General features: G+C 29.4%; 10 protein-coding genes. All 10 read right to left on the bottom strand.

Annotated features, from left to right (window positions below):
- Positions 1-3: 3 nt before the first annotated feature.
- Positions 4-1,200, bottom strand: a complete 1,197-nt coding sequence (locus MHL31_RS01145) for a TlpA disulfide reductase family protein (protein ID WP_240227260.1) — start codon at positions 1,198-1,200, stop codon at positions 4-6.
- 30 nt (positions 1,201-1,230) lie between these two features.
- A complete protein-coding gene (locus MHL31_RS01140) occupies positions 1,231-1,686 on the bottom strand; it encodes a protein-disulfide reductase DsbD N-terminal domain-containing protein (protein WP_240227259.1) in 456 nt (151 codons plus the stop codon).
- A gap of 49 nt (positions 1,687-1,735) precedes the next feature.
- Positions 1,736-3,112 carry a TlpA disulfide reductase family protein gene (locus MHL31_RS01135; protein WP_240227258.1) on the bottom strand — a complete coding sequence of 459 codons (1,377 nt, stop codon included), beginning with the start codon at positions 3,110-3,112 and terminating at the stop codon, positions 1,736-1,738.
- 25 nt (positions 3,113-3,137) lie between these two features.
- A complete protein-coding gene (locus MHL31_RS01130) occupies positions 3,138-3,344 on the bottom strand; it encodes a hypothetical protein (RefSeq protein ID WP_240227257.1) in 207 nt (68 codons plus the stop codon).
- A 7-nt stretch (positions 3,345-3,351) separates the two neighbouring features.
- Positions 3,352-4,812 carry a TlpA disulfide reductase family protein gene (locus tag MHL31_RS01125; protein ID WP_240227256.1) on the bottom strand — a complete coding sequence of 487 codons (1,461 nt, stop codon included), beginning with the start codon at positions 4,810-4,812 and terminating at the stop codon, positions 3,352-3,354.
- A 100-nt stretch (positions 4,813-4,912) separates the two neighbouring features.
- A complete protein-coding gene (locus tag MHL31_RS01120) occupies positions 4,913-5,530 on the bottom strand; it encodes a hypothetical protein (protein ID WP_240227255.1) in 618 nt (205 codons plus the stop codon).
- A 272-nt stretch (positions 5,531-5,802) separates the two neighbouring features.
- Positions 5,803-7,290 carry a RagB/SusD family nutrient uptake outer membrane protein gene (locus tag MHL31_RS01115; protein ID WP_240227254.1) on the bottom strand — a complete coding sequence of 496 codons (1,488 nt, stop codon included), beginning with the start codon at positions 7,288-7,290 and terminating at the stop codon, positions 5,803-5,805.
- A 12-nt stretch (positions 7,291-7,302) separates the two neighbouring features.
- Positions 7,303-10,746: a TonB-dependent receptor gene (locus MHL31_RS01110; protein ID WP_240227253.1), complete on the bottom strand. Its 3,444-nt coding sequence runs from the start codon at positions 10,744-10,746 to the stop codon at positions 7,303-7,305.
- Between the two features lie 159 nt (positions 10,747-10,905).
- Entirely contained in the window at positions 10,906-12,078 is a 1,173-nt protein-coding gene (locus MHL31_RS01105; protein WP_240227252.1) for a FecR family protein, read from the bottom strand.
- A gap of 144 nt (positions 12,079-12,222) precedes the next feature.
- Positions 12,223-12,816 (bottom strand): RNA polymerase sigma factor, encoded by a 594-nt coding sequence (locus MHL31_RS01100; RefSeq protein WP_240227251.1) that lies wholly within the window; start codon positions 12,814-12,816, stop codon positions 12,223-12,225.
- Positions 12,817-13,227 lie beyond the last annotated feature (411 nt).

Here is a 13,227-nt window from a genome sequence, read left to right as displayed (position 1 = left end):
TTTTTATTTGTTTAATAACTCTTCCAATAATTCAAATGCTTCTTCGCCACCTCCTAAATATTTTTTCACGATGTTTCCTCTTGGATCAATAATAAATTTAGTAGGAAAACCTTGAACATTGAATCGATTTACAAAGTTGTCTGGTGTATTTTTTTCATCGCTCATTAACTGTTTCCATTCATAGCCGTGTTTATTAACAAAAGCTTGAATTTTTTCTTTGGAATCTCCAGAATTAATTCCTAATACAACCAATTTTTCTTTATGTTTTTCTTGAAATTCTTTAACTTGTGGCATTTCAGCAACACAAGGCCCACACCAAATTCCCCAGAAATCAATTAACACATACTTTCCTCTTAAGGAATTGATATCAAATTCTTTACCATTTAAAGTGGCAGTAGTTTTAATAGATGGAACTGGAAATCCTTCTTTAGTAGATTTTATTCCTTCAATTCTAGAAGCAACATTTTTATAATCTGCATATTCAGCTAAATCTTTTGAAAAATCATTAAACAATTCTTCTGCTTTTTCATCATCAATTTGACGTCTAAGCATCATGTCATTTAAGTAAAAAACAGCTCCTAATGAATTTGGATTGGCTTTCATATGAGCAATTAGTTCTTCAGAATTTTTATTGAAAATTTCTTCAGCCTTTACATTATTAGCCTTTATAATTAGTGAGTCTGTTTCATAGGTGTTTTGAACAGCTAAATTCCCCATTTTGTTATAATTTGGGAACGTAACTTTGTTCACAGCTGCTAAACTATTATTGAATTTATCACCACTAGGGTAAGCGTTTACATAATCGGAAAGTTCTCCTTTTATTGTAATTTCAGCTCCTGGAAAGGCGTAAAACATTAAATAAGCACATTTTACAGGAAAATAACCTCTACCATCCTTAGGTCTTTTAAATACTTTTTTGTCTGGCCCCTGAAAATCTGGATAAGCTCTAATTAAAGTTAATTTGGAAATAGTATCAGAAAATTGAATTTTACCATTAACAAATTTCAATGTGTCTGAAGGTGTCTCACGAGTATATTCCTTATCTGGGTGCCTAAAATATAGGTTCCCAGTCAACCCTTTAATTTCACCTTTAATGGTAAATTGATTTGGGTGTTTGTTTTCCTTTTGTTGTGCGTTACTTGTAGCCATAAATACTACTGAAAGTATGACTATTATAAATTTATTTTTTAAATTTCTCATTGAACTGTTTTAATGTTATTTTGTTTGTTTTTATTTTTTAATAGTAAATGTAAAATCTTCGTATGTTGGAGGTAAACAACTAGTATCATTACACACCATAAACTCTATTTCTCCTAAAACTTTAAAATCTGTTTTAGAGCTGGTTTTTATTCTTTGTTTAAACACTGCTTTAGAATTAAAATATTTGATTTTCATATTAAAAATGGGATCGTCTACGGTATGTCCTTTTTCTTCAGATACTTTACCAATTAAGATATAATCATCTGATTCTTCAAATTCAAAACTTGTTGCAATTGGGCCATCTTCAGGTACATTCTGAGAATATAAATGCCAACCGTTTTCAATAGTTGCTTTTAGAACTAAGTTGTATTCAGTTTCAGAAATATTTTCAACAGATGTAGACCATTTTACTGGAGTATAAATTTGTGAAAACATGGTGTTTGTACCACTTATTATTAGTAGTGCTATTAATATATATTTTTTCATTTTGTATTGTTTAAAAAGTTTAAAAATTAAGATTCTTAATTACTAGTTATTAAATTTTCAATTCATTAAATAATGCTATCAATTTTTCATCACTAGGTCTTGGAGCATTTGCTTGCACAATATTTCCGTTGGGATCTATTAAAATAAATTGAGGAATTCCCATTATTTTGTAATCACTTATAAAAGATGTATTAAAGTCGTTATCTGTTATTAATTGAATACCACCCATTTCTTTGTCGGCGATCATTTGTTTCCACTTTTCTTTATCATCTTGCTTATCTGTAGAAATACTAACAAAATGAATGTTTTTACCGTGGTATTGTTTTTCAATTTTCTGTAAAAATGGAATTTCATATTTACAAGGTCCACACCAAGTTGCCCAAACATCAATATATACGTATTTACCTTTTAAATCGTCTAATGAAGTTGTTCCTCCAGCGTAATTTTCATAGTTTATAAATTTAGGGGAAGGTTGACCTGCATCTAATACTTTTAAAGATTCAAATATTTCTTTTACGCTAGCAATGTGTTTTTGGTTTGTAGAAGCATTTAAAAAGTTGTTTAGTTCTTTATCTTTATCAGAAGACATTGGTAATATCATAGAAATGCTTTTGTATAATTCACCATTTCTTATGGTTTCATTTTCAATTTCAGAAATTGCTTTTGCGTTTGCTTCTTTATAAGGTAATGAATCATTTTGGTAAAAACTGTATGCTTTTTCTCGTATTTTACTACCTACCATTTGTTGGTAATCTGAAGAATATAAGTAATCATCACCATTGTTTAAAGAGATTTCTTCTAATTCTTTTTTAAATGAATCTGAAACCTTAAAATGTTCATTTTCAGTTAAAAAGCTATACATTCTTTCGTAATTTCCTTTTTTACCTAATCTGCTATAGTTAATGGCTCGTAATTCTTTTGTTTTAACGCCTTTAGGAATATTTTTAACAGCTTCTAATTTGCTCTCCAAGTCTTTTTGAAAATCCATTATTTTAGTTTCAAAAGCGCTTTCTTCAACTTTATAACTTCCTTCTCGGTCCATCATAAAATCAAAATCTTTATCCATTTTATAAGCATAATAATTGTTTAAATCTGCATTGTCTCCTGCAAGTTTTAAGGTGCTAGAAGGTTTTTTAGCATCCACTTCAAATTGAATATTTGCACCTTTAGATAAATAAGATGTAAATCTAACTTGCCCAAAACGAATATTGTAAATGTCGTCTTCTTCAATAAAAAGAGTGTCTGAAAGCGTTCCAGTGTCTTTTACATTAATAATTTTAGAAAAACCATTTAAAGAACTAATTTTTAATTCGCCTCCTTTGGTATTACTTATGTTACCAGATAGTAAAACATAGTTTACAGGAGTTTCATTTTTACAAGACCAAAGCACTATAAGTGCTAAAATTAGGGTGGTATATTTTCTCATTTTTTTAATGTGTTATATGTATTGGTTAATTAATTTTTAAGGTATGTTGAATTTGTGGAACTGAATCGAAACTAATACTGGTAAACCTAGAATTAAGCTTTACCTCTTCACCATTTACATTCTCCAAGTTTCCAGAAATAATAGCATACTTTACATCTTGTTTTTTTTCATATGAAACTAAAAATAAACAGCAACAAAGTGTTATAAAAAAAATACTCTTTAAGGTTTTCATGATTCTTTTATTTTAAATTATTTTCAATTAACTCATACAATTCAGGGGTACCTGGTCTTGGAGCTTCTCTTTTAATAATATTTCCGTCAGCACCTATTAAAATATAACGAGGAATACCTTGAACCATTAAATCTTTTTTAAATGTGTTTTTGTTTAAAGAAGTATTTAATTGAATTCCTGTATGAAGACCATCCTTATTTTCTTTTACCTTTTTTTCCCAGGCTGGAATATCTTCATCTACAGAAACGCAAACAAATTCTATGTTTTTACCAGCGTATTTTTCTCTTAAAGCATTAAATTTTGGCAATCCTTTTATACAAGGAGCACACCATGTTGCCCAACAATCTAATAGCACCATTTTTCCTTTAAAATCGGTTAATGAAATTTCTTTATTATTTATATCAATTAATGTAAAAAGAGGGGCTGGTTTACCATCGGCATATGCATTTTCACCAGTTTTAAAATTTTCAAATCTTTCTAATACATTGCTATCTGTAACTTTTTGATTAATTATTTCATTTAAATAACCTCTTATAACCATATCATTACTTCGTATATAACTAATAGTATAACTGTTGTACATATCTTTTTTTATAATTTCAGGAAAACTGCAAGTATCTAAATAGTTGGTTTGAGCTTTAAAGTAATCCATTGATTCACGCTCAAATTGAGACAAAACAGTTTGCATTTTTGCATAATAACCTTCACGAACATACATTTCATAGCGTGAACTTTTGTGATATAGGTCAAAATTGTTTTGGGGGATTTCATTTTTAAAGTAAGCCTTATAATTTTCAGGAATAATCCAATTTTTATCGGGATTATTTACATTGGCATATCTTGAATATAATTTAAAACTAAAATTATATTTTAACAATAATTCAAGATTAAACACCTCTAAAAAAGATTCACTAATTGATTTTATTTCAACGTATTTTTTAACAATAGCTCTCTCTTTTTCTATTAAGTCTAATTGATAAGCTTCAAACTCCTCTGGATTTTTTTTGTCAATTTTTGGAAGGTAAATTTCCTTGTAATCTATTCTATTATATTGGTAAGATGGAGCATTTATCATTAACTCATATAACAATTCCGTTTCATCATTGTTTTCACCAGAAATAGAAACTGCATTTTTATCTCTGGCTTCAATTTTATCTAAATCAATATCTAGGTTTAATTTAGTTCCTTGTTTTAGATAAATAGGCAAGCTATTTTCTGAACCTAATAAAATTGCATATTTCCCTTCTACAATAGAATCGTAGCTAACTTTAAAATTTCCTTCTTTATCTAATTTTATTTCTTCTCCTTGGAACACGCCTTCACCAAAAAAGCTAAGAGGGTTGTTAAAACCTGAAACGTGACCACTAATAGTTACATTTATAAATTGATCTTTTTTTTGTGTTTCTTTATTCTTAGCACAAGAAATTAAAAAGAACACGCTTAATAGCATTAAATAATTTATTCTCATAGTTCTGTTAGTTTAGTTGTTAATTTGCAGAACAAGCGTTCTACTTTAAGTAATCTTGAAGTAATTTATAGTGTCTATTATACTAAACGTTTTAACATTTTTAATTAAACGATGAAGGTTTATCTTCTAACCCTTTAATATTTTCAATAGACACACGGACATCCCAGTTTCCAGGTTCTAAGATTTCTATTTCAATAAATTCTCTTCCATAAGTTGCTCTTAACTTTAGTGGAAAAGTAGCATTAGTCAATTCAACAAAATCACTTTGGGCACGTAACTCTTGATATAAACCGTTATGGACAACAATGGTAATTTGTGGATTACGAATTAAAATATTATCCTCTCTAACATAAAGTCGTACTCTTTTTATGTTATCTTCACTTTTTGTAAACCTTACACCTGTAACATTTTGAGAATTATCTATCTTTTTATATGGAGTTTCATAAAGACCTAAATAGGTATCATTTTTCCAAAAACCTGTAACAATACTGTCTTTTAGTGTTGCTGTTTTATAAATCATTTTACCTGGACCGGTTTTCTTCCCTTTTTTAAAATTCCCTTCAAATGAATTACCATTTTTCCAAGTATAAACGCCCTTTCCTTCAGGATATCCTTTTTTAAAAAGTCCAACATAACTATCCTCACCGTTTGCAGTTCCCATACCATTGGCTTTACCTTTTTTACAATCTCCAGTATATGTTTTATTAATACTTTTCATTAAAACCTTACAATTTTGCGAGTGTAAACTATGAACTATGAAAGAGCAACATAGAATAATAATAAATTGTTTCATTTTTATTTGATTTTTAGGAATTACAGATTAAGCCTCAATATTAATTTGAGGTATTATTTTAATACTATAAAGTGTTAATTTTTATTAATTATTTAAATTAAACACTTGATAAACAGTACTTTTGATTAATCTTAATTATTATTATAGTAAAAAAGTATCCTATTGAATTAAACTATCCAATAGGATATTTTAAAAAGTTATTCGTAGCTAGGGTTTTGAATTTCTATATTAAAACCAGCATCAATAGTAAGTTTTGAAAATGGTAATATAAATTTGTCAGAATTTGTTGCAGATGGTTTATAGTCAGATACTTGGAAACCTGTTCCAAAACCATCTACCCAATCATAACGTACCATATCAAACCATTCTTCACCTGTTTCAGCTAATAGTTCAATTGATTTTTCAATTCTAACAGCTTCTAAGAACTGATCTAAAGTAATTGTTGCTGGGTAAATTTCAAATCCATCACCTCCAGTATCAGTTGCACCGGCTCTTAATCTAATGGCATTTAAAGCGTCTAAAGCATCGGTTGTTACACTATTAGAATTACGAGCTTCAGCTTCAGCATAAATTAAATAAACTTCAGCCATACGAGCATAATATACAAGAGAATCATCTTCACCTGCAGCGAAGAAACTAGGTACTTTTAATGTAGTTAGACCATAAAAACCACCTCCAATAGTACTATTAATTCTATCTAAATCGTAATTTATGGTTTGAGAACCAACAGTCATTGATCCAGATGATAAATTACCAGTATATGCACCATTTATTGTGTAAGCGAAAGCCCATACTGTATTTGGTAATGGAGCTTCTAATGTTCCTCTTAATCCAAATAAAATTTCAGGATTGTTAAACATTGCTTGTGAGGTATTATCAAAAATTTCATTATATGTTGAAGATAAACCATATGTTCCTCCAGCCCCATCTATTAAAGCTTTTGCTGTGCTAGCAGCCATTCCATAATCACCGGCATATAAATAAGCTTTGGCTTTTATAGCCCTTGCACCAATTTTATTCATATAACCGCTATTCATATTTAAATCAGGTGCATTTGCAATAGCAAAGTCAAGATCACTATGAATTTGTGCATACGTTTCGGTCACTGTATTTCTTGGTAAAGCACTACCATCTCTAATAGGTTCTAATCTTAATGCAATACCGTAAATAGAAGAAGTATCATACCATTGACCATAATAACGTAATAAGTAAAAATGAGACAATGCTCTAATTCCATAAGCTTCTCCTAACATTTCAGCCTTACGTTGTGGGGTTGAAAAACTCCCTTCACTTAATTCACCAACTTTTTCAATAATCCAATTGGCATCATTAATTGCTCTATAAAGCCCAGCCATTCCAGAAAATGTAAGGTTATCACCAGCTTCCTCCTTATTCAAGGGTTCATTTGCCATCCAAGAAGAAATTTCATCCTTATAATAAGCACCTGCAGTTCCTGCTAAACCGCTTAACGCGCTTGGTATACCTAACATAAATGTAGGTTCTTCTTTTAAACTAGAGTAGGCCCCAGCTAATGCTAAATCTGCTGACCCTTCATTACTAATGGCAGCTTCTGCTTCTAATTGGTATTGTAATTCAATTTCATCAATAGGGGTAGTCAATTCACACGAAGTGAAACATACCAATGCTACGCCCAAAATGCTTATATATTTTATAATTTTTTTCATGTTTTAATTTCTTTAAAAAGTTACATTTAAACCTAAAGTAAAGCTTTGGATATTTGGATATCCCCAACCACCATCAGAAGCAGCATCAACTGTAGTGTCACTATTTACACCTCTTGTAATAGATTCTGGATTTGGTCCATCGTAGTTATGAATAATAAACAAGTTATTTCCTGTGAATGTAAATTTAGCGTTGCTAATACCTAGCATTTTTGATACTTCTGAAGGTATATTATAACCTATTGAAGCTGAACGTAAGGATAAGTACGAAGCATCCGAAACAAAACGAGAATTGTTATTTTGCCAGGATCGTGACCCTGCTCTTGGATACTTAGCATCTGGATTTTCAGGTGTCCAAGCATTCATAACATCACTTTTGATGTAATTACTCATTCTATTAAAATCTAAGTATGATAAGAATTCATCTGGACTTCTCAGTTTATCTAAACCTAGCACATAAGAAAAGTTAAAATTAAAGTTAAAATTTTTATAACTTAATGTATTGTTCCAACCACCAAATACTTTAGGTTGGTTACCATCTGCAAGTCGTACTTGATCAGCATCAGTATATTCACCATCTCCATTAATATCTCTTGCAATAAAGTCTCCAGGAGCTAAAAGATAATTGTCATATTGTCCGTCAGGAGCTCCTGCATTTAAAGCATCTATTTCGGCTTGTGTTTGTGCTGTACCAACAATATCTCTACCGAAAATGGTTCCAATTGGATACCCTTCGGCAACGCCATAATTATTGTAACTGTCTGATTGCCCTCCTTTTAAAGCGTCTACATTATTTGTAATAAAAGAAGCATTAAAAGAAGAGTTCCATGTTAAGTCTTCGTTTCTAAAAATATCTCCACTTACTAATATTTCCCATCCTTTATTAGTAACATCAGCAATGTTTGAATAATAATTTGCAAATCCAGTTTGTGCCGAAATTGGTGTTAATAAAATAAGATCAGATGTTTTTTTATTGAACCAAACAATTTCTGCATTTAAACGATTGTTAAATAATCCCAATTCTATTCCTAAATCTATTTGATCTGTTTCTTCCCAACGTATTCCATTATTTGAAACTCCTTGCAATCTAAATCCGTTAAGACCATTGTATAAAGTAGGTGCTCCATATCCACCTTCAACAGCTGATACAGGGGTAAATAGGAAGGCTGGTAAATTATCGTTACCAGTTCTACCAGCTGTAGCACGTAATTTCATTGAGCTAATAGTTTTGTTGTCTTTTAGGAAATTTTCATTGTGCATATTCCAAGCCAATCCTAATGAAGGAAAAAATCCTGTTTTGTTGTTTTCCCCAAATTGAGTGGATCTATCTAAACGACCAGTTGCAGTTACTAAATATTTATCGTCGTAATTGTAATTAATTCTTCCAAAAGCTGAATTTAACGCCTTTTGAGCAAAATCACTACTTCCATCATAAACATGTGTAGCCGATTCTGGATTTACCAAAACAAAGTCGTCTGGGAATCCTGCAAAATTAACACCAACAGCCTCATTCTCCGTGCTATCCCAAGATAGACCCGCAACAGCATTTATAGAGTGAATATTATTAAATGTATTATTATACGTTAATGTGTTCGTAAATATGATGTTTTTAGTGCTGTTATGTTGGGTTTCTAGAATTCCAATAGCTGGATCTCCATAAGAAATTAAATTTCCATTTAACCCCGCAAGTGCTGCATCAATTGTAAATGATGGTGAGTAATTATTTACTTCATCATTAGACTGGTTAGCACTAAATTGAGATCTAAATTTTAAATTTTTAACAATGTCAATTTCAGCATAAATACTAGTAAGAATACTTTTTCTTTGAAGTTCATTTCTAACTCGTCCATCCTGTCCAACAGGATTCATGTCTGGGACTTCAAATGCTTCATCTCCATTATCTGTATAATTTCCATTTTCATCAAAAACAGGAACATCAGGTCTAAAAGCTCCAGCATATCTAAAACTAGTAATATCTGAAGTTTTACTTATAGAATTGTTATAATTAATAGATGCACCAACTTTTAATCTATCTGTAATTGTTGCATCTATGTTTGCTGCAAAAGAATAACGTTTAAACTTATCATTAATAAATACAGATTCTTGATTTTGTACATTACCAGACATATAGTAGTTTACATTGTCTGTTCCTCCTGAAAGGCTCATACGGTAGTCGTTCCACATAGCATTTTCGTTTTGAACTTCTTTTTGCCAATCAGTATTTGCTGTTCCAAAATAATTATCTGGATCGTTAACTATATTATATTGATTTGGAAAGTATATAGGTAAAAGATTATCAGGTACTCCACTATTGTCTAAGGCAATTTGTGCTTGCTTACTATAAAAATCCCTATATTCGTCTGTACTTAAAAATTCATATTTTGTTTGTGGATTTTGAATTGTTGTATTTACGGCAAAATTCAGTCTTGGTTTTTGTCCTCTTTTACCACGTTTTGTGGTGACAATAATTACACCATTTGCGGCTCTGGAACCATATATTGCGGCTGCAGAAGCATCTTTTAAAACGGTTAAGTTTTCAATATCCGCAGGGTTAATAGCTAATAGAGGATTGGATTGAGTACCACCAACACTCAATAATCCTTCACGGCTTCTACTATTTGCATTAATATTCATTGGGATACCATCAATAACATATAATGGTTGGTTATCTCCATTTATTTGGCTAAGCCCTCTAATATTAACAGAGGCACTTGAACCTGGTTGCCCTGAACCAGTTACCATTACACCAGGAACTTTTCCGTAAAGAGCTCTTTCAACAGATTGTGTTTTCACTTGCTCAATTTCTGAAGCTTTAACAGTTGTTACAGATCCTGTAAGGTCTTTCTTTTGTGTAGTTCCATAACCTACAACAATTACCTCACTTAAATTAGAGGCGGCTTCGGCTAAAACTATATTAATAACTTGTTGATCGGCAACTTTAAATTCTTGAGTTAAAAAACCAACGTAAGAAAATCTAATAAATTCACCCTTTGAAGCTTTAATGCTATAAATTCCATTAATATCAGTAGCAACACCTCTTACTGTTGTGTTTCCTTTAGTACCTACTAAAACATTTACACCTGGTAATGGTTCTCCATGAATATCACTAACTTTACCTGTTATGGTAATTTGTTGAATTTCTTTTTTAACAACAGGTTTTTTAGAAAGTATTATAGTGTTTTCTAAAAAGTTGTATTGAACATTACTTTGTGCCAAACTTTTATCTAAAAGTTTGTACGTTTTTATTGTGCCTTTTTGCACATTCACCATAGGTGTGTTTTTAAATAGATCTTCTCTATAAATAAATTTATAGTCCGTCTGATCTTGAATTAATTTAAAAACTTCATCAACAGTGATGGTTTTATCTGTGTTAATAGTAATTTTTGCATTTTGAGATAAACTCGTACTAGGAGTAAATCCGAACGCTAGTGCACAGAATAAGAAAATAAAGGATCTCATAATTGTTTTTAATAAGCGATTTTTTAAGAAAAACGCATGGGTAAATTTAATTTCCATAAATTTGCAATGTGTTAGTTAAACATTAATTGATTAATTGATTCACTTAAAGGGGGTTTGAAGATGTTACTTGCCGGTATATACTTTTACCCCCTTATTTTTTTACTTTATAATTATTTTTTCATCGGTTATTTCATATTTTAAATTATTAGTGTTTTTTAAAGTTAGTAGTATAATTTCTATATTTTGATTTTTACCTAATGTTCCTATATATCTAAATTTCTGATTATCCTTATTTTGAACATCTATTTTAACATCGTACCATCTAGATAAAACAGTCATTACTTCATCTAATGTTTTATTGTTAAAATTGAATTCTCCATACCTCCAAGAAATTTCATTTAGAACATCTATTTCTTTAAAATCTACTTTTTTGCTATTTTTATTATAAACCGATTGTTGAGAAGGCAGTAATACTTTATTTACAGCATCAACTTTTAAAGCTATTTTTCCTTCAACTAAAGTTGTTTTAATAACATCTTCTTCTTTATATGCTTTAATATTAAATTCGGTTCCGAGAACTTCAATTTCTTGCTCTTGGCTTATTACTTTAAATTTATCTCCATTATGTAAATCACTAGATGAAACTTCAAAATAAGCTTCACCATAAAGTAATTCAACTGTACGTGTTTCACCTGCTACAAATTTTGTTGGGTATTTTATTTTTGAATCTGAATTTAACCATACGTTAGTTCCGTCTGCTAATTCTACAAAAAATTCACCACCTCTAGGAATTGTTAAATAATTATAAGTTGGTTTTTCTTTAACACGTCTATTTTTAGCAATTTTTTCAGAAGTATAAACAATTTTTTCTCCGTTACTTTTAGCGTTTTCTTTATTATATATTTTACCTTTTTCTAAAGAAATTACAGAGCCATCTTCTAAAGTAAGTGATGCTTTATCTGTTCCAATTGGAATGTTATTTTTAATTTTAGTAACAACAGGTGCTTTATCAGTTAATTCGTTGTTTATTAAAAAATATCCAGTAGAAAACACAATTAATAGTGCTGCGGCATATTTAAAGAATCTTTTATAGTTAAAACTAACTACTTTTGTTTCTATTTTAGATTCGTTTCTTATTTTACTTAAGATTTTTGAATGAATGTTTTGTTTTACATCCTCTTCAAGTCCAAGTTCTGTTTTCCACTCGTTATCGAATTGAAAACTTTCAAAATGATTAATGAGTATTTCTTCTTCTGCAATGGTACTATTACCATTAAGGAAATTATCCACAATTTTTAGAAAATCTTCCTTATTTAGTTTTTCTTGTTTCATTATTTATTAAAATAATTAAGGTATTTGTAGTATTAGTGTAATTAAAGAATGTTATCCCCTAGTTTTTATTTAAAAAAATTTATTTTTTTTAAAGATTAAATAATTGAAGGGGAGTAATGCGATTAATAAAAAGGTATTTTAAGTCTAATTTATATAATTGTGAAGCCAAATAATCATTTCTAAAGTAATAAGGTTTCCCATAGAACCTCTTAAGGTTTTTAATGCTTTTGTTATATGACCTTCAACGGTTTTAGTAGAAATACTAAGCTTTTGAGCAATCTCTTTATGACTTAATTGCTCTTCTCTACTTAAAAGATATATTTCTTTACATTTTTTAGGAAGTGTATCTACAACTGAATTAACATGCGTTATTAACTCTTTATGCATTAATTTAGTTTCAGGAGTTGCTTGGTAAGCCCGAATATTTAAATTATCGAATAAATCAACTTTTATTTCTTTTTTGTTTTTTCTAAAACAGTCATATACTTTATATCTAGTACAAGCGTATAAATATGCTTTTAAAGAAATAGTTATTTTTAAAAATTCTCTTTTTCTCCAGATATCAAGAAAAACGTCTTGAATAAGATCCTCACAAACTTCTTTATTATTTAATAAAGCATATGAAGATAAAAAAAGTGATTTCCAATAGGTATTATATATTTCTGTAAGCGCTTGGTTGTCTCCAGATTTTAATCTTTCTAAGAGTATGTCATCATTTTGAATAGATTTTTCAGACATTTATATAATTTAATGAAAAACAAATGTAGAAAAAAATTGTTAACGATTATATAATATTAGGGATTTGAATGATTATTAATAACGTTTACAACCTAGCAAACACTATTAACACATTCAATATCAGTATCATAAAAACAAAACCATCAACTATTCTCTTCTAAAAAATACAAATAGCATTATTTTTAATATCTTTAAAATCAACTAGTTATGATTTAATGTTTTTTAATTTTTAATGATCATAAATATGAAAATTGAAAACATTAAGCATTTTTAAACCCTAACCAATCATTTTTTTAATATTATATTAGCAAAAACAATAAATCATTAAACATAATTCAATAATTATAGATTATTATAGAAAAAAAACATTGTTTTCATTCAATTACACTATAATTATGTATTTAAAAAATC

Source organism: Lutibacter sp. A80, from assembly GCF_022429645.1.
GTDB lineage: Bacteria > Bacteroidota > Bacteroidia > Flavobacteriales > Flavobacteriaceae > Lutibacter.
Note: the sequence above shows the minus strand (reverse complement) of the source record. Positions and strands in the feature narration are given on the sequence as shown.

Bases quoted from the DNA above. Each gene is read 5' to 3' on its own strand.
- MHL31_RS01105 (WP_240227252.1), bottom strand. From the start codon at position 12,078: ATGAAACAAGAAAAACTAAATAAGGAAGATTTTCTAAAAATTGTGGAT.
- MHL31_RS01145 (WP_240227260.1), bottom strand. From the start codon at position 1,200: ATGAGAAATTTAAAAAATAAATTTATAATAGTCATACTTTCAGTAGTA.
- MHL31_RS01130 (WP_240227257.1), bottom strand. From the start codon at position 3,344: ATGAAAACCTTAAAGAGTATTTTTTTTATAACACTTTGTTGCTGTTTA.
- MHL31_RS01135 (WP_240227258.1), bottom strand. From the start codon at position 3,112: ATGAGAAAATATACCACCCTAATTTTAGCACTTATAGTGCTTTGGTCT.
- MHL31_RS01100 (WP_240227251.1), bottom strand. From the start codon at position 12,816: ATGTCTGAAAAATCTATTCAAAATGATGACATACTCTTAGAAAGATTA.
- MHL31_RS01115 (WP_240227254.1), bottom strand. From the start codon at position 7,290: ATGAAAAAAATTATAAAATATATAAGCATTTTGGGCGTAGCATTGGTA.
- MHL31_RS01125 (WP_240227256.1), bottom strand. From the start codon at position 4,812: ATGAGAATAAATTATTTAATGCTATTAAGCGTGTTCTTTTTAATTTCT.
- MHL31_RS01120 (WP_240227255.1), bottom strand. From the start codon at position 5,530: ATGAAAAGTATTAATAAAACATATACTGGAGATTGTAAAAAAGGTAAA.
- MHL31_RS01110 (WP_240227253.1), bottom strand. From the start codon at position 10,746: ATGAGATCCTTTATTTTCTTATTCTGTGCACTAGCGTTCGGATTTACT.
- MHL31_RS01140 (WP_240227259.1), bottom strand. From the start codon at position 1,686: ATGAAAAAATATATATTAATAGCACTACTAATAATAAGTGGTACAAAC.